16 protein-coding genes and 1 pseudogene are annotated in these 21,126 nt (G+C 62.5%); 9 read left to right on the top strand and 8 right to left on the bottom strand.

The annotated features are described in order from the left end of the window. The first annotated feature begins 94 nt into the window (after window positions 1-94). From M2394_RS23045 to M2394_RS23035, 3 genes are all read left to right on the top strand, one after another. A complete protein-coding gene (locus tag M2394_RS23045; RefSeq protein WP_259174690.1) occupies window positions 95-1,315 on the top strand; it encodes a carbohydrate porin in 1,221 nt (406 codons plus the stop codon). Window positions 1,316-1,432: 117 nt separating this feature from the next. Then, window positions 1,433-3,958 (top strand): phosphoenolpyruvate--protein phosphotransferase, encoded by a 2,526-nt coding sequence (gene ptsP / locus M2394_RS23040; RefSeq protein WP_259174689.1) that lies wholly within the window; start codon window positions 1,433-1,435, stop codon window positions 3,956-3,958. Window positions 3,959-3,960: 2 nt separating this feature from the next. Next, on the top strand, window positions 3,961-4,239 hold the full coding sequence (locus tag M2394_RS23035) for a PTS transporter subunit EIIB (RefSeq protein WP_259174687.1): 279 nt from the start codon (window positions 3,961-3,963) through the stop codon (window positions 4,237-4,239). A gap of 123 nt (window positions 4,240-4,362) precedes the next feature. Here the strand turns inward: M2394_RS23035 and mltF are convergent, their stop codons facing one another. After that, entirely contained in the window at window positions 4,363-5,823 is a 1,461-nt protein-coding gene (gene mltF, locus M2394_RS23030) for a membrane-bound lytic murein transglycosylase MltF (protein ID WP_178921653.1), read from the bottom strand. A 287-nt stretch (window positions 5,824-6,110) separates the two neighbouring features. Between mltF and purL the strand changes: the two genes are divergently transcribed. From purL to M2394_RS23015, 3 genes and pseudogenes are all read left to right on the top strand, one after another. After that, a complete protein-coding gene (purL, locus tag M2394_RS23025) occupies window positions 6,111-10,007 on the top strand; it encodes a phosphoribosylformylglycinamidine synthase (protein WP_259174792.1) in 3,897 nt (1,298 codons plus the stop codon). 4 nt (window positions 10,008-10,011) lie between these two features. Then, complete coding sequence (locus M2394_RS23020; RefSeq protein ID WP_016971954.1) at window positions 10,012-10,323, top strand: NIF3 1; 312 nt, start codon at window positions 10,012-10,014, stop codon at window positions 10,321-10,323. 345 nt (window positions 10,324-10,668) lie between these two features. Next, window positions 10,669-10,962: pseudogene (locus tag M2394_RS23015) on the top strand (DUF6124 family protein). Between the two features lie 104 nt (window positions 10,963-11,066). On the opposite strand, the gene nagE reads toward M2394_RS23015, so the two are convergent. The 7 genes from nagE to M2394_RS22980 all read right to left on the bottom strand — a co-directional run bounded on the left by nagE (window position 11,067) and on the right by M2394_RS22980 (window position 19,572). After that, complete coding sequence (gene nagE / locus M2394_RS23010) at window positions 11,067-12,773, bottom strand: N-acetylglucosamine-specific PTS transporter subunit IIBC (RefSeq protein WP_259174686.1); 1,707 nt, start codon at window positions 12,771-12,773, stop codon at window positions 11,067-11,069. Window positions 12,774-12,799: 26 nt separating this feature from the next. Continuing rightward, on the bottom strand, window positions 12,800-15,313 hold the full coding sequence (ptsP, locus tag M2394_RS23005; RefSeq protein WP_259174685.1) for a phosphoenolpyruvate--protein phosphotransferase: 2,514 nt from the start codon (window positions 15,311-15,313) through the stop codon (window positions 12,800-12,802). 36 nt (window positions 15,314-15,349) lie between these two features. After that, window positions 15,350-16,360: an SIS domain-containing protein gene (locus M2394_RS23000; RefSeq protein WP_178921842.1), complete on the bottom strand. Its 1,011-nt coding sequence runs from the start codon at window positions 16,358-16,360 to the stop codon at window positions 15,350-15,352. Beyond that, window positions 16,353-17,459: an N-acetylglucosamine-6-phosphate deacetylase gene (nagA, locus tag M2394_RS22995; RefSeq protein ID WP_259174684.1), complete on the bottom strand. Its 1,107-nt coding sequence runs from the start codon at window positions 17,457-17,459 to the stop codon at window positions 16,353-16,355. The genes M2394_RS23000 and nagA overlap by 8 nt, the downstream gene beginning before the upstream one ends. A gap of 10 nt (window positions 17,460-17,469) precedes the next feature. Then, complete coding sequence (locus M2394_RS22990) at window positions 17,470-18,228, bottom strand: GntR family transcriptional regulator (protein WP_259174683.1); 759 nt, start codon at window positions 18,226-18,228, stop codon at window positions 17,470-17,472. 263 nt (window positions 18,229-18,491) lie between these two features. Beyond that, window positions 18,492-18,995 (bottom strand): murein L,D-transpeptidase family protein, encoded by a 504-nt coding sequence (locus M2394_RS22985; protein WP_178921663.1) that lies wholly within the window; start codon window positions 18,993-18,995, stop codon window positions 18,492-18,494. Window positions 18,996-19,023: 28 nt separating this feature from the next. Then, entirely contained in the window at window positions 19,024-19,572 is a 549-nt protein-coding gene (locus tag M2394_RS22980) for an NUDIX hydrolase (protein ID WP_176994392.1), read from the bottom strand. 146 nt (window positions 19,573-19,718) lie between these two features. Here M2394_RS22980 and M2394_RS22975 point away from each other — a divergent pair, with 146 nt between their 5' ends. Genes M2394_RS22975 through M2394_RS22965 form a run of 3 tightly spaced genes read left to right on the top strand, consistent with a single transcriptional unit; the run spans window position 19,719 to window position 21,093 of the window. Next, a complete protein-coding gene (locus tag M2394_RS22975) occupies window positions 19,719-20,321 on the top strand; it encodes a CoA pyrophosphatase (protein WP_259174682.1) in 603 nt (200 codons plus the stop codon). A 35-nt stretch (window positions 20,322-20,356) separates the two neighbouring features. Then, window positions 20,357-20,881, top strand: a complete 525-nt coding sequence (locus M2394_RS22970; protein ID WP_259174681.1) for a gamma carbonic anhydrase family protein — start codon at window positions 20,357-20,359, stop codon at window positions 20,879-20,881. Beyond that, on the top strand, window positions 20,878-21,093 hold the full coding sequence (locus M2394_RS22965) for a DUF1289 domain-containing protein (protein WP_178921668.1): 216 nt from the start codon (window positions 20,878-20,880) through the stop codon (window positions 21,091-21,093). The genes M2394_RS22970 and M2394_RS22965 overlap by 4 nt, the downstream gene beginning before the upstream one ends. Window positions 21,094-21,126 lie beyond the last annotated feature (33 nt).

Below are 21,126 nucleotides of genomic sequence, written 5' to 3'. Positions count from 1 at the left end.
ATAGCGTCAGTTGAATCGCCATCGCCGGCAAGCCGGCTCCTACAAGGGCGCGTGCACCACGCAATAACAATAAGAAAAACATTAGGAGTGCTTCATGAAAACAACAATAAAGCTGGGCCTCGTTGCATCCTGTTTGAGCCTGCCGTTGGGCGCTCAGGCCTTGGAGTTTGCCGGTTACCTGCGCAGCGGCGCGGGCACCTCGACGGGCAGTGGCAAGCAGCAGTGCTTCCAGTTGCCGGGGGCGCAATCCAAGTACCGTTTGGGCAACGAATGCGAACAGTATGCCGAGCTGGAACTGCGCCAGGACTTGCTGACCCTCGACGATGGCTCGGTGCTGAGCGTCGACGCCATGGCGTCCCTCTACAACAAATACGACCGTGCCCTTAAATTCCAGGGCGACGACAACGGCTCGGCGCGCATGCCGCAGATGTATGCGCAGTGGTCCAACTTGCCCAGCCTCAATGGTGGCTCGGTGTGGGCCGGTCGGCGCTACTACAAACGTAACGACATCCATATCTCCGACTTCTACTACTGGAACCAGAGCGCCACGGGCGGTGGTGTCGAAGACGTGTTGATCGGCGACCTCAAGTACAGCTACGCCATTTCCCGCAAGGACAACCTGTACCAGAAAGAATACGCCACCCGTCACGACTTCAACGTGGCGGGCTTCAAAACCAACCCCGGCGGTGAGCTGGAGTTTGGTTTGAGCTACATCGAAAAAGCCGGTGGCCGCGACACCAACAGCGGTTGGGCGATCACGGCGCAGCATGTGCAAAAGCCTTTCCTGGGCGGCAAGAACAAATTCGCCCTGCAGTACGGCGAAGGCCCTGGGACCGGCTTGGGCTACACCGGCGACACCACCCTGGACAACAGCAGCAAAAGCTACCGCGCCGTGGAGTTCTTCGACTGGCAGGTGACCCCGCGCTTTGGCGGGCAGATCGAGGCGGTGTACCAGAAAGACATTCGCCCGGGTAGCCAGGACCAGACCTGGATGTCCATCGGGGTGCGCCCTGCGTATGCCATCAGCGAACAGTTCAAGCTCGTCACTGAACTCGGGCACGATCAAGTCGACGCTACCGGCGGCACGCGCAAACTGAGCAAATTTACCTTCGCACCGACCTGGTCGCCCAAAGGCCCGGATTTCTGGGCGCGGCCGGAAGTGCGTTTGTACTACACCTATGCAACGTGGAACGAAGCGGCCAAACGCGCGGCGAATGAACTGGCGGCGGGTTCGGCGTTGTCCGACACCGGCTCCTACGGCACGGCGCGGCATGGCTCCAACTTTGGTGTGCAAGTCGAATATTGGTGGAAATAAGAATGTGGGTATACGCGGACTAATGTGGGAGCAAGCCCGCTCCCACAGTTGATCTTCGTTGTCCCAGGATCCGCATCCAGCCAATGATTTTTACAGAACAAAACAGCAGGTGAAGTCATGACCGCAACGCAACCCCTGGAACTGCTGGCGCCCCTGTCCGGTGTGCTGCTGGCGCTGGATACGGTGCCCGATCCGGTGTTTTCCAGCCGCCTGATCGGCGATGGCCTGTGCATCGACCCCACGTCGCAGACGCTGTGCGCGCCGCTGGCCGGGGTGATCAGCAATATCCAGGACAGTGGTCATGCGGTCAGCGTTACCGATGACAATGGCGTGCAGGTCCTGATGCACATCGGCCTGGACACCGTGAACCTGGCTGGCCAGGGTTTCACCCGGCTGGTGCAGGAAGGCCAGCGGGTGGCGGTGGGCCAACCGCTGATCGAGTTCGATGCCGACTATGTGGCGCTCAATGCCCGCAGCCTGTTGACCCTGGTGCTGGTGGTCAGCGGCGAGCCGTTCACCGTGTTGGCCAATGGCCTTGTGGAAGTGGGCCAGCCGCTGATGCAGGTTTCTCCGGGTGAGGCCATTGAAGCGACAGATGAAGAGGAGGGCGACGCACTGTTCTCCAAGCCACTGACGTTGCCCAATGCCAACGGGTTGCACGCGCGGCCTGCGGCGGTGTTTGCCCAGGCGGCCAAAGGCTTTAACGCGAGTATTTACCTGCACAAGCAAACCCAGAGCGCCAACGCGAAATCCTTGGTGGCGATCATGGCGCTGCAAACTGCGCACGGCGACACCTTGCAGGTGAGCGCGGCAGGTGAGGACGCCGAGGCGGCGATCAAGGCGCTCGTCACCCTGCTGGTCGAAGGTTGCGGGGAGACGGTCGCGGCAGTGGCCGAGGCGGTCGAAGCGGTGGCAGCGGTGTCGTCGGCAACCTTGCTGCGCGGCGTCTGTGCTTCGCCGGGTTCAGCCTTTGGTCAGGTGGTTCAGGTGGTAGAACCCGAGCTGGCGATCACTGAACAGGGCGCCGGTGAAGCCGCCGAACGCGCTGCCCTGCAACGCGGGCTGCTGGCGGCAACCGAGGCGTTGAAAGCGTTGCAAGCCAAGGCCGCCGGCAGCGCCCAGGCCGAGATCTTCCGGGCCCATCAGGAGTTGCTCGAAGATCCGACCCTGCTTGAACATGCCCACCGCCTGCTGGCCGAGGGCAAAAGCGCCGCCTTTGCCTGGAACAGCGCCACGGTCGCCACCGCCGAGCAGTTCAAGGCGCTAGGCAATACACTGCTCGCTGAACGGGCGGCAGACCTGGCCGATGTGGGCCAGCGTGTGTTGAAACTGATCCTTGGCGTTCAAGACAGTGCCTGGGATTTACCGGAGCGCGCGATCCTGATCGCCGAGCAACTGACCCCGTCACAAACCGCCAGTCTCGATACGCGCAAAGTGCTGGGTTTTGTCACGGTCGGCGGCGGTGCCACCAGCCACGTGGCAATCCTCGCCCGGGCCCTCGGCCTGCCCGCCATCTGCGGTGTATCGCTGCAGGTGCTGTCGCTGGCCAACGGCAAACAGGTATTACTGGACGCCGACAAAGGCGAACTGCACCTGAACCCGGACCTGGCTGAAATCGAGAGGCTTGAAGCGGCGCGCCAACAGCAGACGCTGCGCCGTCAGCGTGAAGTCGCCCAGGCATCCTTGCCCGCCACGACCCGCGACGGTCATCACGTTGAAGTCACGGCCAACGTCGCCTCGCTGCAAGAGGTGGAGCAGTCCCTGACCCTTGGCGGCGAAGGCGTCGGCCTGCTGCGTTCGGAGTTCCTCTACCTGGACCGCAACCGGGCGCCAAGCCCCGAGGAGCAGGCTGGCACCTACACCGCCATCGCCCGTGCCCTGGGCGCCGAGCGCAACCTGGTGGTGCGCACCCTGGACGTCGGCGGCGACAAGCCATTGGCCTATGTGCCCATGGAGGCGGAAACCAACCCATTCCTAGGGCTACGCGGCATTCGCCTGTGCCTGGAGCGTCCTGAACTGCTGCGCGAACAGTTTCGCGCCATCCTCGCCAGCGCCGGTTTTGCGCGGCTGCACATCATGCTGCCGATGGTCAGCCTGCTGTCGGAACTGCACCTGGCGCGCAAGATCCTGGAAGAGGAGGCGGCAGCACTCGGGCTCAACGAGTTGCCGAAGCTGGGCATCATGATCGAGGTGCCCTCGGCTGCGCTGATGGCCGATGTGTTTGCACCCCATGTGGATTTCTTCTCCATCGGCACCAACGACCTGACCCAATACACCCTGGCCATGGACCGCGATCACCCGCGCCTGGCCAGCCAGGCCGACAGCTTTCACCCAGCGGTGCTGCGCCTGATCGCCACCACGGTCAAGGCCGCCCACGCCCATGGCAAGTGGGTGGGCGTGTGCGGCGCGTTGGCGTCCGAAGCCTTGGCTGTGCCGGTGTTGATCGGGCTGGGCGTGGATGAGCTGTCGGTCAGCGTGCCGCTGATCCCGACCATCAAGGCCACCGTGCGCGAGCTGGATCTGGCCGACTGCCAGATCATCGCCCGCCAGATCCTGGGCTTGGAAGAAGCCGCCCAAGTGCGTGAGGCGTTGAGCCAATACCACGCGGCCACCGTTGAATCCTCATCTGTTTTGGAGCACTGAGCATGTTCGAGAAATTGCAGCGAGCGTTTTGGAAAGCGCTGACGCCGGATCTGATTGCCGAGACGGTCGCCGCCCCGGTGCAGAATGAGTTGTCAGTAGGGGTGCTGAGTGCGCTGGGGGGGGCGGATAATCTTAAGTCGCAGCAGCGCGTGGCACTGACACGGGTGAGGGTGCAGTTGCAGGATGCGGGGCGGTTGGATGAACAGGCATTGAAGGCAGCCGGTGTGCCGGGTGTGATGGTGTTGGCCGGCGGCGTCGTCCACCTGATCACAGGTCTATAAGGCGACACGAACAAAATGTGGGAGCGGGCTTGCTCGCGAATGCGTAGCGTCAGTCGCTATATATACTGACTGATCCACCGCTTTCGCGAGCAAGCCCGCTCCCACATGGGTTTTGCAGTGTTCTTACAACTGCGGGTTGTCTTCCGGCGGCTTGGTTTTGTCGATGCCCGGCACATGCAGGTTGCCTTCCACCACCTGGTTGCCTTCCAGCTGCGGCTGGGTCACCCAGGTGAGGATGTCGTAGTAACGCCGGATGTTCGCCACAAAGTGCACCGGCTCACCACCCCGCGCGTAGCCGTAGCGGGTCTTGCTGTACCACTGCTTCTGCGACAGGCGTGGCAGCATCTTCTTCACGTCCAGCCACTTGTTCGGGTTCAAGCCTTCGCGCTTGGCCAGGGTGCGGGCGTCGTCGAGGTGGCCGGTGCCGACGTTGTAGGCGGCGAGGGCGAACCAGGTGCGATCCGGTTCGGCAATGCTGTCGTCCAGTTCGTCCTTGATCTTGGCCAGGTACTTGGCGCCCCCCATGATGCTTTGCTTGGCATCCAGGCGGTTGGACACGCCCATCGCCTGGGCGGTGTTCTGGGTCAGCATCATCAGGCCGCGCACGCCGGTCTTGGAGGTGACGGCCGGTTGCCACAGCGATTCCTGGTAGCCAATGGCTGCCAATAGCCGCCAGTCGACCTTCTCTTCCTTGGCGTAGGTCCGAAAGTGCTTCTCGTACTTGGGCAGGCGTTGCTGCAAGTGCTGGGCGAAGGTATAGGCGCCGACATAACCGAGGACATCGACATGCCCGTAGTAGCGGTCTTTGAGACGCTGCAGGGTGCCGTTCTTCTCGACCTTGTCCAGGTAGCTGTTGATCTCGTTGAGCAGGCTGTTGTCGTCACCTGCCGCCACGGCCCAGCTCTGGTTGCTGGCGTTGCCGAGGTCGAAGGCCACGCGCACGTTGGGGAAGTACACCTGGTTCATCGCCACTTCGTTGGAGTCCACCAGGGTCAGGTCGATCTGGCCCTCGTCCACCATGCGCAGGAGGTCGACCACCTCAACGGCGTCGGATTCTTCGTATTCAATCGCAGGATTCTGCTTTTTAAGCGCCGCCAGTTGCTCGGCGTGGGTGCTGCCCTTGAGCACCATGATCTTCTTGCCTACCAGGTCTGCCGCGTTGGTCGGGCGGGACTGGCCGTTGCGGTAGATGATCTGCGGGGTCACTTCCAGGTAAGGATGGGAGAAACGCACCTGCTGCTGGCGCTGCTCGCTGCTCACCAGGCCTGCGGCCGCCAGTACCGGGCCGTTGGGCTTGCCCAGCTGGCCGAACAGGTCGTCAAGGTTGTCGGCGGTCTCGATCTCCAGCTTGACCCCCAGGTCATCGGCAAAACGCTTGACCAGTTCGTATTCGAAACCGGTTTCACCGTTGCGGTCCTGGAAATAAGTGGCCGGACTGTTACGGGTAACCACCCGCAATACGCCATCCTCCTTGATTCGCTCGAGCGTGCTGGGTTTATCAACACAGGCGCTGAGCAACAGGAAGAGTCCGGTGGCGAAGAGCCATTTGGCGCATCGCGGGCGCAAAGCAGTAGGGGAGAACATCTGCGCAGTATACGCAAACGGCCCACGGCGCCATATCTCGACAGCGTGGGACTTGTCTGCTAGCCACCGCAAAAGCGTGCTGCAGCCCGCAGAAATGGGGCTTGGCGGGCAATTGTGACGGTTAAAATAACTGCGCGGAATGTCCGGGATAACGCCCCGATACTGTGCAATCCGTGCCAACTGACGTCCGGCAGCGGCCACCGGTGCCGTTTCGGGTGCCGTTGGCGATGGTTTACGCTAGAATGCACGGCCTCAAAGCACACCCCCTTCCCGAGGCTGTCCCGAAGATGTTGATCCTGCGCGGCGCTCCTGCCCTTTCTGCCTTTCGCCACAGCAAACTCCTTGAGCAACTGAGCCAGAAGGTTCCAGCTGTTACAGGCCTGTACGCTGAATTTGCTCACTTCGCCGACGTTACCGGCGTATTGACCGCCGACGAACAGCAAGTGCTGGCGCGCCTTCTGAAGTACGGCCCAAGCGTTCCCGTTCAAGAGCCGACTGGCCGCTTGTTCCTGGTTCTGCCACGGTTCGGCACCATCTCGCCCTGGTCGAGCAAGGCCAGCGACATCGCCCGCAACTGCGGCCTGGAAAAAATCCAGCGCCTGGAGCGGGGTATCGCTTTCTACGTCGCCGGCCAGTTCAGCGATGCCGACGCCGAGCTGATCGCCAGCAGCCTGCACGACCGCATGACCCAGATCATCGTCAGCCAGCTGGAACAGGCTGCCGGCCTGTTCAGCCACGCCGAGCCCAAGCCGCTGACCGCGATTGACGTGCTCGGCGGTGGCCGCGCCGCCCTCGAGAAGGCCAACACCGAACTGGGCCTGGCCCTGGCCGAAGACGAGATCGACTACCTGGTCAACGCCTTCAATGGCTTGAAGCGCAACCCGCACGACATCGAACTGATGATGTTCGCCCAGGCCAACTCCGAGCACTGCCGTCACAAGATCTTCAACGCCAGTTGGGACATCGACGGCGAAAGCCAGGAAAAAAGCCTGTTCGGCATGATCAAGAACACCTACGTGATGCACAGCGAAGGCGTTCTGTCGGCTTATAAGGACAACGCCTCGGTAATCGTCGGCTCCGTCGCCGGCCGTTTCTTCCCGGACCCTGAGACCCGCCAGTACGGCGCGGTGCAGGAGCCGGTGCATATCCTGATGAAGGTTGAAACCCACAACCACCCGACCGCGATTGCCCCGTTCCCGGGCGCAGCCACCGGTTCCGGTGGCGAAATCCGTGACGAAGGTGCCACCGGTCGTGGCGCCAAGCCAAAGGCGGGCCTCACCGGTTTCACCGTGTCCAACCTGCAGATCCCGGGCTTCGAACAGCCGTGGGAAGTGCCGTACGGCAAGCCAGAGCGCATCGTTACTGCACTGGACATCATGATTGAAGGCCCGCTGGGCGGCGCTGCATTCAACAACGAATTCGGCCGTCCTGCGTTGACGGGCTACTTCCGTACCTTCGAACAGTCCATCACCACCCCCCGTGGCGATGAAGTGCGCGGCTACCACAAGCCGATCATGCTGGCTGGCGGCATGGGCAACATCCGTGAAGAACACGTCAAGAAAGGCGAGATCCTGGTTGGCTCCAAGCTGATCGTGCTCGGCGGCCCGGCGATGCTCATCGGCCTGGGCGGCGGCGCGGCTTCCTCCATGGCCACCGGCACCAGCTCGGCAGACTTGGACTTCGCTTCCGTACAGCGCGAAAACCCAGAGATGGAGCGTCGCTGCCAGGAAGTCATCGACCGTTGCTGGCAGTTGGGTGACAAGAACCCGATCAGCTTCATCCACGACGTCGGCGCGGGCGGTCTGTCCAACGCCTTCCCGGAACTGGTCAACGACGGCGACCGCGGTGGCCGTTTCGAACTGCGCAACATTCCAAACGACGAGCCGGGCATGGCCCCGCACGAAATCTGGAGCAACGAATCCCAGGAACGCTACGTACTGGCCGTCGGCCCAGAAGACTTCGCGCGCTTCCAGGCCATCTGCGAACGCGAGCGCTGCCCGTTTGCCGTGGTCGGCGAAGCCACTGCCGAGCCGCAACTGACCGTGACCGACAGCCACTTCGGCAACAGCCCGGTGGATATGCCGCTCGAAGTGCTGCTGGGCAAAGCCCCGCGCATGCACCGTTCGGCGGTACGTGAAACCGAGCTGGGCGACGACTTCGACCCAAGTCAACTGGAACTGGCCGACAGCATCGAACGTGTGCTGCACCATCCGGCTGTGGCAAGCAAAAGCTTCCTGATCACCATCGGCGACCGCACCATCACTGGCCTGGTTGCCCGTGACCAAATGGTTGGCCCATGGCAGGTTCCAGTGGCTGACGTTGCCGTCACCGCCACCAGCTTTGACGTCTACACCGGTGAAGCCATGGCCATGGGCGAGCGTACCCCGCTGGCCCTGCTGGACGCCCCGGCGTCGGGCCGCATGGCCATTGGTGAAACCCTCACCAACATCGCGGCGTCGCGCATCGGCAAGCTGTCCGACATCAAGTTGTCGGCCAACTGGATGTCCGCTGCCGGTCACCCGGGTGAAGACGCGCGCCTGTACGACACCGTTAAAGCGGTCGGCATGGAACTGTGCCCTGAGCTGGGCCTGACCATTCCGGTGGGCAAGGACTCCATGTCCATGGCCACGCGCTGGAACGAAGACGGTTCGGACAAGAGCGTCACCTCGCCGTTGTCGCTGATCGTCACCGGTTTTGCGCCGGTCACCGACATCCGCCAGACCCTGACCCCGCAACTGCGCATGGACAAGGGCACCACCGACCTGATCCTGATCGACCTGGGCCGTGGCCAGAACCGCATGGGCGCCTCGATCCTCGCGCAGACCCATGGCAAGTTGGGCAAGCAGGCACCGGACGTCGATGACGCCGAAGACCTAAAAGCCTTCTTCGCGGTGATCCAGGGCCTCAACGCTGACGGCCACCTGCTGGCTTACCACGACCGTTCCGATGGTGGCTTGCTGACCAGCGTCGTGGAAATGGCCTTCGCCGGTCACTGCGGCCTGAACATCGTGCTCGACAGCGTTGCCGAGGATGCGTCCGAAATCAACGGCATCCTGTTCAACGAAGAACTGGGTGCGGTGATCCAGGTTCGCCAGGACGCAACGCCAGACGTACTCGCACAGTTCAGCGCCGCTGGCCTGGACGATTGCGTGGCCGTGATCGGCCAGCCGATCAACAACGGCGAGATCAACATCTCGTTCAATGGCGATACCGTGTTTGCCGGCCAACGCCGCTTGCTGCAACGCCAGTGGGCTGAAACCAGTTACCAGATCCAACGCCTGCGTGATAACGCCGACTGCGCCGAGCAGGAATTCGACGTGATCCTGGAAGAAGACAACCCGGGCCTGAGCACCAAGCTCAGCTTCGACGTCAACCAGGACATCGCCGCGCCCTACATCAAGAAAGGCATCCGCCCACAAGTTGCCGTACTGCGTGAGCAGGGCGTCAACGGCCAGGTGGAAATGGCGGCCGCGTTCGACCGCGCCGGCTTCAATGCGATCGACGTGCACATGAGCGACATCCTCGCCGGTCGCGTTGACCTCAATGAGTTCAAAGGTCTTGTGGCCTGCGGCGGTTTCTCCTACGGCGACGTGCTGGGTGCCGGTGAAGGCTGGGCCAAATCGGCCCTGTTCAACAGCCGTGCCCGCGACGCGTTCCAAGGTTTCTTTGAGCGCAACGACAGCTTCACCCTGGGTGTGTGCAACGGTTGCCAGATGATGTCCAACCTCAGCGAACTGATCCCGGGCAGCGAGTTCTGGCCGCACTTTGTGCGCAACCGTTCCGAGCAGTTCGAAGCCCGTGTCGCCATGGTGCAGGTGCAGGAGTCCAACTCGATCTTCCTGCAAGGCATGGCCGGTTCGCGCATGCCGATCGCCATCGCCCACGGTGAAGGCCATGCCGAGTTCTCCAGTGAAGAAGCGTTGCTCGAAGCCGACCTGTCCGGCTGCGTGGCCATGCGTTTCGTCGACAACCACGGCAAGGTCACCGAGACCTACCCGGCCAACCCGAACGGTTCGCCGCGCGGGATCACCGGCCTTACCAGCCGCGACGGCCGCGTGACCATCATGATGCCGCACCCGGAGCGCGTGTTCCGCGCCGTGCAGAACTCGTGGCGCCCGGAAGAGTGGAACGAAGACGGCGCCTGGATGCGCATGTTCCGCAACGCTCGCGTGTGGGTGAACTAAGGCGGTGTACAAGCTTGCCTTCTTCGTACCCGCAAGCCACGTGGAGACGGTGAAAACCGCCGTCTTCGCTGCCGGCGGCGGGCGCATCGGCAACTACGACAGCTGTGCCTGGCAAGTGCTGGGCCAGGGCCAATTCCGCGCGATGGACGGCAGCCAGCCGTTTATCGGGCAGATTGGCCAGGTTGAAGTGGTTGAGGAATGGAAGGTTGAGCTGGTGGTGGCGGATGAGTTGATCGTGGCTGTCGTGGCTGCGCTCAAACTGAGCCACCCGTACGAGACACCGGCGTATGAGGTGTGGCAGTTGGCGGATTTCTGATTCGCACGCTGCAAAAACAAGAAACCCGCTGGGCCAGTTTGGTCAGCGGGTTTTTTGTTGGCTTTACGAGCCTATTCGCGAGCAAGCCCGCTCCCACATTCGACCGCATGCCTTCAGGGTAACCGCGATCGAATGTGGGAGCGGGCTTGCTCGCGAATGCGTCGGCACAGGCGCCTCAGATCTTTCCGGCAAGCCTTTCAGGTTGTCCGTCGGAACTCGCCTCACTAGCCTTCGCCAGTCACTGCCAATTCAGTGACCGGGACTGCAAGCCCGCCGAAACCTCACCCGTTAGTCACAAGCACCTTTATAATTGCGGCGCTTTTTCATGGTCGCCATTTATGGTGGCTGTGTGCGGGAGACCTTCGGGTCTACAGCCCAAATCCCCCGTCTGACGCTCACCCCACCGACCAACTCTTCACCGTACGGCTCAGTCTCGATAGCGAAACCTTACTCGCCAATGCCGCCCAGGATATTGCGTAGGTACAGGCTCTGACGGGGCACCTGGCCTTTGAGATCGATGGCGTCCAACGAGAGATCGCGCTGGCAGTTCACCGTATGCTTGAAGGTATCCAGTTGAGGGTGGATAGGGTGTTGGACTTGAATGACATTTCTAGTCTCAACACTCCAGTCGCCAGTTAAGGCTAATCGCAGGCAAGCCAGCTCCCACATTTTGAATGTATCCACAGATCAAAAATGTGGGAGCCGGGCTTGCCCGCGATGTGGCCAGTTCAGGCAAGGATCAATTAAGCCCCAGCCCCAATCTGGCGGCCACTGACCAACCGCTCCAACGCCTCGCTCAATCCCGAGGCCTTGTCACCGATCAACAGGTGCCAAACGCCGCTTTCCATCTGGCTGACCCCTTGGCAGCCCAGCGCGGTCAGATCGGTTTCTGACAGCACCGAATCATCCCCCAATTCCACCCGAAGCCGCGTCATCGCCACGGCTTCGAGCTGGCGCACATTTCCTCGACCGCCCAGTGCGTTCAACCATTTCTCGGCTTCCTGCACATTCACCGCCACCGGCTTATCCACAGGCGCAACCGCAACAGGCGCGCTGGCCACAAACGACGGCATGGCCAAACGAATCTCATCGGCAATGCTGTCGGCCATCGGCCCCACCACCACCTGCAAACTCCCGCCGTTACCCGGCCGTACAACCGCCATGGCGCCGAGTGCTTTCAACTCGGCATCCACTGCCTTGTTGCGATCCACCATGTCCAACCGCAGGCGCGTGGTGCAGGCACCGACGCTCAGCAGATTCTCTGCACCGCCCAAGGCCTGGATGTAGGCCGTGGCGCGCTGGTTATCCGTCATCACCTCAGCCTGCACCACCTGGATATCTTCCCGCCCCGGTGTCTTCAGGTTGAAGCGGCGAATGCAGTAGTTGAACACGCTGTAGTAGACCACCGCATAGACCAAGCCCACCGGGAACACCAGCCAGCCATTGGTGGCCTTGCCCCAGCCCAGCACCATGTCGATAAACCCACCGGAAAAGGTGAACCCGAGGTGGATATTCAGCATATTGGTGACCGCCATCGACAGGCCGGTCAGCACCGCGTGGATCAGATACAAAAACGGCGCGAGGAACATGAACGCGAATTCAATCGGCTCGGTCACCCCGGTCAAAAACGAGGTCAACGCCATCGACAGGAAAATCCCGCCCATCACTTTACGGCGCTCCGGCAAGGCATTGCGGTACATCGCCAAACAGGCCGCCGGCAGGCCGAAGAGCATCACCGGGAACATGCCGGTCATGAACTGGCCACCTTTCGGGTCGCCAGCGAAGTAGCGAGTCAGGTCACCCGTCACCACCGCGCCGGTCACCGGGTCGGTGAAGCTGCCGAACACAAACCAGGCCATGTTGTTGAGGATGTGGTGCAGGCCGGTGACGATCAGCAGGCGGTTGAACACGCCAAACACGAAGGCGCCGAAGCTGCCGCTTTCCATCAGCAGCACGCCGAAACTGTTGATGCCGTGCTGGATCGGCGGCCAGATGAGGCCAAAGATCACGCCCAGTGCAACCGCCGAGAAACCGGTGACAATCGGCACAAACCGCCGCCCGCCGAAGAAGGCCAGGTACTCCGGCAGCTTGATGTCCTTGAAGCGGTTGTACAGCCCGCCCGCCATCAGGCCGCTGGCGATACCGGCGAGCATGCCCATGTTGATGGTGCTGTCCATCACCTTGAGGGTAGAGATCATCACCAGGTAACCAATCGCCCCGGCCAGGCCCGCGGTGCCGTTGTTGTCGCGGGCAAAACCCACGGCAATACCAATGGCGAAGATCAGCGCCAGGTTGGCGAAGATCGCTTGCCCCGCGTCGTGCATCACCGCGATGTTCAAGAGATCAGTGTCACCCAGGCGCAATAGGAGACCGGCGATCGGCAGGATCGCGATCGGCAGCATCAGTGCACGGCCCAGGCGTTGCAGGCCTTCGATGAAATGTTGGTACATGGCGAGTCTCCCTTTTCTTGTTGTTGTCAGCTCAGCGGCCAGTGGTGTTGACAGGCTTGGCGAACGGCCTTGGCGCTGCTCAGGTCGAGCAGGCCTTGGCTCAGTTGCCGGCATTGCGCCGCGTCCAGATGGCGGACGCGGTCCTTGATTTCTCCGATCTGCGGCGGGCTCACCGACAGCTCGCTGACGCCCAAGCCCACCAGCACCGGCGTGGCCAGCGGGTCGGAGGCGAGGGCGCCACACACGCCGACCCAGCGCCCGTGCTTGGCTGCGCCGGCGCAGGTCTGGGCGATCAGCCGTAGCAGCGCCGGGTGCAGCGCATCGACGCGGGCAGCGAGGCCGGCGTGGTCGCGGTCCATGGCCAGGGTGTACTGGGACAGGTCATTGGTGCCGATGGACAGGAAGTCCGCATGCTTGGCCAACTGTTCGGCCATCAGCGCGGCGGCGGGCACTTCGATCATCACGCCCAGTTCGGGGCGCTGGGTCAGCTCCAGCTCGGCGCACAGTTCATCTAGGCGCTGGCGAATCTGCAGCAACTCATCCACTTCACTGACCATCGGCAGCAGGATGCGGCAGCGCTCCAGCGGGCTGACTTGCAGCAGCGCACGCAGTTGCTGATCGAGCAGTTCGGGGCGCACCTGGGCCATGCGAATGCCGCGCAAGCCGAGTACTGGGTTGGCCTCGACGGGCAGCGGCAGGTAATCCAGCTGTTTGTCGCCGCCCACGTCGATGGTGCGGATGATCACCGACTTGTCACCCATCGCATCCAACACGGCTTGATAGGCCTGGCGTTGTTCCTGTTCATCCGGCGCGGTGCGGCGGTCGACAAACAGGAATTCGGTGCGCAGCAGGCCAACCCCATCAGCGCCGTTTTCAAAGGCCACCTGAGCTTCGGCGCTGGAGGCGACATTCGCGGCGATTTCGACGGTCACGCCGTCGGTGGTGCGTGCCGGTTGCTGAGCCTGGGCGTGTTGCTGTTGGCGGCGCAGTTTCTGTGCATCACGAATCTGGTGCACCTCGGCGTGGCGCGCCTCGCTGGGCGCCAGTTCCAGGCGGCCGTTGGCAGCGTCGAGCACTACGCGTTGGCCCTGGGGCACATCGAGCACTTCGGCGCCCAACGCGACCACACACGGCAGACCTTTACCACGGGCCAGGATCGCCACGTGGGACGTGGCGCCGCCTTCGGCCATGCAGATGCCGACGGCTTGCTGCGCACTCAGTTGCAACAGGTCGGATGGGGTCAGTTCATGGGCGCTGACGATTGCACCGGCTGGCAACTCGAAATGCCAGGCTTCCCCGAGCAGTGCGCGCAGTACCCGTTGTTGCAGGTCGTGCAGGTCATTGGCGCGCTCGGCAAACAGCGGTTTGCCCAGGGCCAGCAATACCGCGCACTGCGCCTGGATGGCATCGCGCCAGGCGTGCGTCGCTGCGCTGCCTTGTTCGATTGAACCGGTCGCGGCTTCCAGCAGGTTGGGGTCTTCCAGCAGGGCAAGGTGGGCGGCGAAGATGTCCTCTTCCTCGACATTCTTGCGCTGGCGGGCGTGGTCCAGGGTCTTGCGGATCTCGCTGCGCACTTGCTCCAGCGCGGTGTCCAGGCGTTGCAGTTGTTCATCGGCGGCGTGGTTGCCGGTGTCGGCGGGCAGTTCAATGCCGGTCAGGCGGAACAGCGGCCCGCAGACCAATCCCGGTGCGGCGCATACGCCTTGCAACACGCCGGCTTCGGTACTGGCCTTGCGTGGCGCAACGGCGGCGACGGGGGCGTGGTGTTCTTCTTTGATAGCGGCGGACAAGGCGGCGACCAATGCTTGCACGGCGCCGTCGGCGTCTTTGCCGCGACAGGTCACGCGCACCTCATCGCCTTCGCCAATGCCCAGGCCCATCAAGCCGATCAAGCTGTCGCACGAGGCGGATTTATCGCCGTAGTGCAACCACGCCTGGCTGCTAAAATCCTGGGCGGTCTTGCGCACCAAGGCGGCTGGGCGTGCATGCAAGCCACCACGGTGAGTGATGCGCACACGGGCGCTGGCTTCAGCGACCGAGTTATCCACAGTCGCCTGGGCCTGCGCCGTCGAGCGCGTCACGATCTGCAACAACGGCTCGCCGACCTTGACGCTGTTCCCGGCAACCGGCCGCAGCTCAAATCGCTCGCCGTTGGTCAGGATGATCAGGCTGACCAGGCTCTTGCACTGGCGCGCAATGCGGTCCAGGTCAAACTGCACCAGGGCCTGGCCCTTGCTCACCCGGGCGCCGTCCTTGACCAGCAAGGCGAAGCCTTCGCCATTGAGTTCAACCGTGTCGATGCCCACGTGCATGAGCACTTCGGCACCGTTCTCGGCGCGGATCGTCAGTGCATGGCCGGTACGTGCGACGTGGATGATCACACCGTCGCAGGGCGCGTGCAGGCAATCGTTCAGCGGGTCGATGGCAATGCCGTCGCCCATGGCGCCACTGGCGAACACTTCATCGGGAACGTTGCCCAGGGTCAGCAGCGGCCCGCTTAACGGGGCGCTGAGGGTCAATGCATTATTGTTGTTGGACATGGGCACGGTACTCATCAGGAAAACACGGCAATCGACTCAGTGAGTGCGGGTGACTTTGCTCAGGTGGCGCGGTTGGTCCGGGTCCATGCCCCGGGCGTGCGCCAAACCGGCGGCCATCACGTAGAAGCTCTGGATCGCCAGGATCGGGTCCAGGCTCGGGTGTTCGGCGCGGCTCAAGGTCAGGTCGCGTTCGGCGATATCGTCGGGTGCGGCCAGCAAGACGCGGGCACCGCGTTGGCGCATGTCGGCCGCCAGGCTCAACAGACCGGCTTGCTCGGCGCCGCGTGGGGCGAACACCAGCAGTGGGTAGTTCTTGTCGATCAAGGCCATGGGGCCATGACGCACTTCGGCGCTGCTGAAGGCTTCGGCCTGGATCGCCGAGGTTTCCTTGAGCTTGAGCGCGGCTTCCTGGGCGATGGCAAACCCGGCGCCACGGCCGATCACCATCAGTTGCTGGCAACCGCGCAAGGCTTCGATGGCACGGCTCCAATCCTGCTTGGCCGCGGCGCGCAGGTCATCGGGCAGGGCGCGGCAGGCTTGCAGCAACTCGGCTTCCTGGTTCCAGTGGCCGATCAACTGCGCGCTGGCGCTGAGGGTGGCGATAAAGCTCTTGGTGGCCGCGACGCTGTGTTCCGGCCCGGCGCACAGCGGCACATGGAATTCGCAGGCGGCTTCCAGCGGCGAGTCTTCGGCGTTGACCATGGAAATGCTCAGCACACCGCGTTTGCGCAGCAGGCGCAGACTGTTGACCAGGTCCGGGCTTTGCCCCGATTGAGAGAAACCAAACGCTACCTGCCCACTGACCTTCAACGGCGCTTGCAGCAAGGTCACCACCGACATCGGCAATGACGCCACTGGCACACCCACATGCTGCATGGTCAGGTAGGCGAAGTAGCTGGCGGCATGGTCGGAGCTGCCACGGGCGATGGTCATCGCCACTTGCGGCGGCTGGCGGCGCAGGCGGCCGGCGATTTCTTCCAGCAGCGGGTCCAGGCGTTGCAGTTGGGCCGCGACGGCGTCACAGGAGGCCAGGGCCTCTTCAAGCATTTTTGAAGTCAATGGTTTCTCCTTCGACCATTACGTCGGTGAGTGTCAGGGAGCGGTCCAGGCGCACGCAGTCGGCAAAACTGCCCGGTTGCAGGCGGCCGCGTTCTTCCAGGCCCAGGTAGTCCGCAGGAAATTGCGACAGGCGTTGTGAGGCTTCGCTGATGGGCAGGCCGATCTTCACCAGGTTGCGCAGCGCCTGGTCCATGGTCAGCGTGCTGCCGGCCAGGGTGCCGTCGGCCAGTCGTACGCCGCCCAGGCATTTGGTCACGGTGTGGCTGCCCAGCTTGTATTCACCGTCGGGCATGCCGGCGGCGGCGGTGGAATCGGTGACGCAATACAGGCACGGGATCGAGCGCAGGGCCACGCGCATCGCGCCGGGGTGCACGTGCAGCAAGTCGGGGATCAATTCCGCGTATTTGGCATGGGCCAACGCCGCGCCGACGATGCCGGGTTCGCGGTGATGCAGCGGGCTCATGGCGTTGTATAAATGGGTGAAGCTGGTGGCCCCGGCGGCCATCGCGGCGACACCTTCTTCATAGCTGCCCAGGGTATGGCCGATCTGCATGCGCACGCCGCGTTCGCTGAGGGCGCGGATCAGGGCGTCATGGCCGGCGATTTCCGGCGCGATGGTAATGACGCGGATCGGCGCCAGGCGCAGGTAGGCTTCCACTTCTGCCATCAGCGCGGTGTGGGCGAAGTTGGGTTGGGCGCCGAGCTTGCCTGGATTGATGTAAGGGCCTTCCAGGTGCACGCCGAGTACGCGAGCGCTGCCGGCAGGGCGCTGTTCGCAGAAGCTGCCGAGTTGGCCGAGCACGCGGGAGATTTCCTCCACCGGCGCGGTCATGGTGGTGGCCAGCAGGGAGGTGGTACCAAAACGCACGTGGGTGCGGGTGATGGTCTCGAAGGCGCTCGCGCCTTCCATGATGTCCGCACCGCCACCGCCGTGCACGTGCAGGTCGATGAAGCCTGGCAGCAGGTAGGGCAAGTCGTTTTCAGCAGGGTCGCACGGTGTGCCTTCGATGGCGACGACCTTGCCGTGCGCGTGCACCAGGCGGCCGCGAATCCAGCCGCTGGGCGTGAGGATGTTGTCTTCGGACATGGGCAGTTCTCTAAATTCGCAGTTCAGCGGAATAGTCGTGGCGGCGCAGCTCTGCGACGAAGTCGTAGTAGTCGTTGCGGCAGTAGGTGTCGGTGATTTCGATGGGCGTGTTGTCGGCGGTATAGCCGACCCGCGTCATCAGCAGCATCGCGGTGCCGGGGGCGATGCCCACCAGGCGCGCGAACTCGTCCGAAGCGTTGATCGCCTGCACATGCTGCAGGGCGCGGACGATGGGCTTGCCGATGCTTTCAAAGTATTCGTACAGCGAACTGCCCAGGGCCTGGGGTTGCGGCAGCACCGAGGCGGGGACCACGGTCATTTCAATGGCCATCACCGTGTCATCGGCTTTGCGCAGGCGTTTGAGCCGGGCCACTTTGTCGCTGGTGGACAGGCACAGGCGGATCAGTTCTTCGTGGGTCGGCGGGGTGATGTCGCGTTCAAGCCATTGGGAGCTGGGCACGAAGCCCTTGAGGCGCAACATCTCGCTGAAGCCCGACAGACGCGACAAGGGTTGTTCCAGGCGTGGCGTGATAAAGGTGCCCGAGCCTTGGCTGCGGCGGATCAAACCTTGGGCGAACAGCACTTCCAGTGCCTTGCGGGCGGTGACCCGAGAAATGCTCAACTGCTCGCTGAGCACGCGCTCCGACGGTAGCGCCTGTTCGGACGTCCACTGGCCGGCATGGATCGCCGCTTCCAGTTTGCGCGCCAATTGCAGGTACAGCGGCGTGGATTGTTTGTCGTCAGGGCGCAAGGCCAGTATCGGGTTCATCGTTCAGGGTTCCGATGCGGTTATTGGAGTGTTGTCGCCCGGTATGGGCCGGAAATTAATACCACTTAAATACCATGTCAATGCAGCCAAAACGGTGCAAATCGCCGTTTCAGGGCGCTGTAATGGGGCCTGGTATCAAGTGGTATTAGAGAGGTCTTTATTGCGCGCAGAACAGCGCAGCCCGGCGCGGTGAACTGGTATTCACCGGCAGGCACCGCACAAGGCAGGCATTTTTTTTGGATTATTTTACGAACGGTCGAGGATTACGGACGAATCTCGATCAGGGTGCCGTCCTTGACCAGGTTCCAGACTTCGCGCATGTCGACGTTGCGCATGCCGATACAACCGTCGGTCCAGTCCAGGGTGTGGAACCACTGCTCGGGGTAGTCTTCGGTGTCGGGGGTGCCATGGATCATGATCATGCTGCCCGGCTTCACGCCTTCGCGGCGGGCGCGGGCGGCGTCGCTGATATTGGGGTAGGAGATGTGCATGGCCAGGTTGAAGCGCTCGCTGGTCTTGCGCCAGTCGATCCAGTAGAAGCCTTCCGGCGTGCGGCGGTCGCCTTCGATCAGCTTGGCGCCCTTGGGGTTCTTGCCCAGGGAGATGCGATAGGTCTTGAGGGGCTTGCCGTCGTTGATCAGTTGCAACTGACGGGCGGACTTGAGCACCAGGATTTTCTCGACGGGCTTGCCGCCGATGATTTCCACCGTGGAGGCGCAAGACAGGGTAGCGAACGACAAACAGATAAGAGCAAGCAACAGACGCATTAAAACGGTATCCCTGTGTGCCGGGTTCTTATTGGGTGGGCTTGCCCATGGGCGGGACGGCTTCGCTGCGTACGGGGTACGCCTGCTGCCGACGGTCGGCGAAAAAGTATTCTAAGGTACGCCCGACCGTGCGAAAAGCCAGCTCTGACCAAGGGATGTCGGCTTCGTCGAAAAGCTTCACTTCCAGGCTTTCGGGGCCTGCGGCAAAGTCGAGGTCGACCAGTTCGGCGCGGTAGAAGATATGCACCTGGCTGATGTGCGGTACGTCGATCAAGGTGTAGATGCTCAGGTTGCGCACGCGGGCGCAGGCTTCTTCCAGGGTTTCGCGTGCGGCGGCCTGTTCCACGGTCTCGCCGTTTTCCATGAAGCCTGCAGGCAGGGTCCAGTAACCCAGGCGCGGTTCGATGGCGCGGCGGCACAGCAGCACTTTGTCGCCCCATACCGGTACGGTGCCGGCGACGATGTTGGGGTTCTGGTAGTGAATGGTCGAGCAGTGATCACACACGTAGCGCAGGCGGCCGTCGCCTTCGGGAATGCGCTGGGTAACCGGTTTACCGCACTGGCTGCAGAAGTTCATGCTGGGGTTCCTGGAGAGTGGGCCTATCTTGGCTTGGCGGGCAGGGCCCTGCAAGTTGTCGTTTCGCGACACGGCCAAGGTTTTGGGGTTGGGCACCCGCACGCTTTGGTGCATGATGCAAGGTAGCCAACAGACCGAGATGACTCATGCTGGACGAGCTACTTCGCCGGGTAAGCAATCACACCCCCCATACACTGGAGACTGACGGGCGTTTCCCCGAGGCCGCCGTGCTGGTGCCGATTACCCGCAGTGACGAACCTGAGCTGATCCTGACCCTGCGCGCCAGCGGCCTGTCGACCCATGGTGGCGAAGTGGCGTTCCCTGGCGGGCGGCGTGACCCCGAAGACCCGGACCTGATCTTCACCGCGCTGCGCGAAGCCGAAGAAGAAATCGGCCTGCCGCCCGGGCTGGTCGAGGTGATCGGCCCCTTGAGTCCTCTGATTTCCCTGCACGGTATCCGCGTGACGCCGTATGTGGGCGTGATCCCCGATTACGTCGAATACCTGGCCAATGATGCCGAAATCGCGGCCGTTTTCAGCGTGCCATTGGATTTTTTCCGGCAGGACCCGCGCGAACATACCCATCGCATCGATTACCAGGGCCGCAGTTGGTACGTGCCCAGTTATCGGTTCGGCGAATATAAGATCTGGGGCCTGACGGCAATCATGATCGTCGAGCTGATCAACCTGCTCTATGACGATTCCAAGATCAGCCTGCACCAGCCGCCCAAGAGCTTCATCAATATCTAAGCCATCGCTTGAATGGCCAGCCGTGAGGAAAAACCATGAAATACCGCCTGGGCGACGCCCGCGTCGAGACTCATCCACAGAGCTGGGTGGCACCGAATGCCACGCTGGTGGGCAAGGTCAAGCTGGAGGAGGGCGCCAACGTCTGGTTCAACGCGGTATTGCGTGGCGACAATGAACTGATCCTGATCGGCAAAAACAGCAACGTGCAGGATGGCAGCGTAATGCACACCGACATGGGCTACCCGCTGACCCTGGGCACCGGCGTGACCATCGGCCATAACGCCATGCTGCACGGTTGCACCGTCGACGACTACAGCCTGATCGGCATCAACGCGGTGATCCTCAACGGCGCCAAGATCGGCAAACACTGCATCATCGGCGCCAATTCGCTGATCGGCGAAGGCAAGGAAATCCCTGACGGTTCGCTGGTGATGGGCTCGCCGGGCAAAGTGGTGCGTGAGCTGACCGATGCGCAAAAACGCATGTTGGAAGCGAGTGCCGCGCACTATGTGCATAACTCACAGCGGTATGCGCGTGACCTGGCTGAGCAAGAAGAATGAACCCGATTGAACGCCCCGTCGCCTCGCCGTGCGTGAGCATTTGCGCCTTGGATGACGACGACATTTGCACGGGTTGCCAGCGTACGGTGGATGAGATTACGCGCTGGAGCCGCATGGACAATGCCGAGCGCCGGGTGGTGTTGGGGTTGTGCCATGAGCGGGCGAAGGCGAGTGGGTTGGTGTGGATGATTCCTGGGAAATCGGGCGCCTGATAGATCGCTATCGCGAGCAAGCCCGCTCCCACA

Source organism: Pseudomonas sp. BIGb0164 (assembly GCF_024810135.1).
Lineage (GTDB): Bacteria > Pseudomonadota > Gammaproteobacteria > Pseudomonadales > Pseudomonadaceae > Aquipseudomonas.
This window is presented reverse-complemented; position numbering and strand designations above follow the sequence as displayed.

What these genes read in the sequence shown, in the direction of transcription:
- M2394_RS23000 (WP_178921842.1), bottom strand. Translation starts at nt 16,360, where the DNA reads ATGCTTGAAGAGGCCCTGGCCTCCTGTGACGCCGTCGCGGCCCAACTG.
- nagA (WP_259174684.1), bottom strand. Translation starts at nt 17,459, where the DNA reads ATGTCCGAAGACAACATCCTCACGCCCAGCGGCTGGATTCGCGGCCGC.
- M2394_RS22970 (WP_259174681.1), top strand. Translation starts at nt 20,357, where the DNA reads ATGAAATACCGCCTGGGCGACGCCCGCGTCGAGACTCATCCACAGAGC.
- M2394_RS22985 (WP_178921663.1), bottom strand. Translation starts at nt 18,995, where the DNA reads ATGCGTCTGTTGCTTGCTCTTATCTGTTTGTCGTTCGCTACCCTGTCT.
- nagE (WP_259174686.1), bottom strand. Translation starts at nt 12,773, where the DNA reads ATGTACCAACATTTCATCGAAGGCCTGCAACGCCTGGGCCGTGCACTG.
- M2394_RS22975 (WP_259174682.1), top strand. Translation starts at nt 19,719, where the DNA reads ATGCTGGACGAGCTACTTCGCCGGGTAAGCAATCACACCCCCCATACA.
- ptsP (WP_259174689.1), top strand. Translation starts at nt 1,433, where the DNA reads ATGACCGCAACGCAACCCCTGGAACTGCTGGCGCCCCTGTCCGGTGTG.
- ptsP (WP_259174685.1), bottom strand. Translation starts at nt 15,313, where the DNA reads ATGTCCAACAACAATAATGCATTGACCCTCAGCGCCCCGTTAAGCGGG.
- M2394_RS22980 (WP_176994392.1), bottom strand. Translation starts at nt 19,572, where the DNA reads ATGAACTTCTGCAGCCAGTGCGGTAAACCGGTTACCCAGCGCATTCCC.
- purL (WP_259174792.1), top strand. Translation starts at nt 6,111, where the DNA reads ATGTTGATCCTGCGCGGCGCTCCTGCCCTTTCTGCCTTTCGCCACAGC.
- mltF (WP_178921653.1), bottom strand. Translation starts at nt 5,823, where the DNA reads ATGTTCTCCCCTACTGCTTTGCGCCCGCGATGCGCCAAATGGCTCTTC.
- M2394_RS23045 (WP_259174690.1), top strand. Translation starts at nt 95, where the DNA reads ATGAAAACAACAATAAAGCTGGGCCTCGTTGCATCCTGTTTGAGCCTG.
- M2394_RS22965 (WP_178921668.1), top strand. Translation starts at nt 20,878, where the DNA reads ATGAACCCGATTGAACGCCCCGTCGCCTCGCCGTGCGTGAGCATTTGC.
- M2394_RS23035 (WP_259174687.1), top strand. Translation starts at nt 3,961, where the DNA reads ATGTTCGAGAAATTGCAGCGAGCGTTTTGGAAAGCGCTGACGCCGGAT.
- M2394_RS22990 (WP_259174683.1), bottom strand. Translation starts at nt 18,228, where the DNA reads ATGAACCCGATACTGGCCTTGCGCCCTGACGACAAACAATCCACGCCG.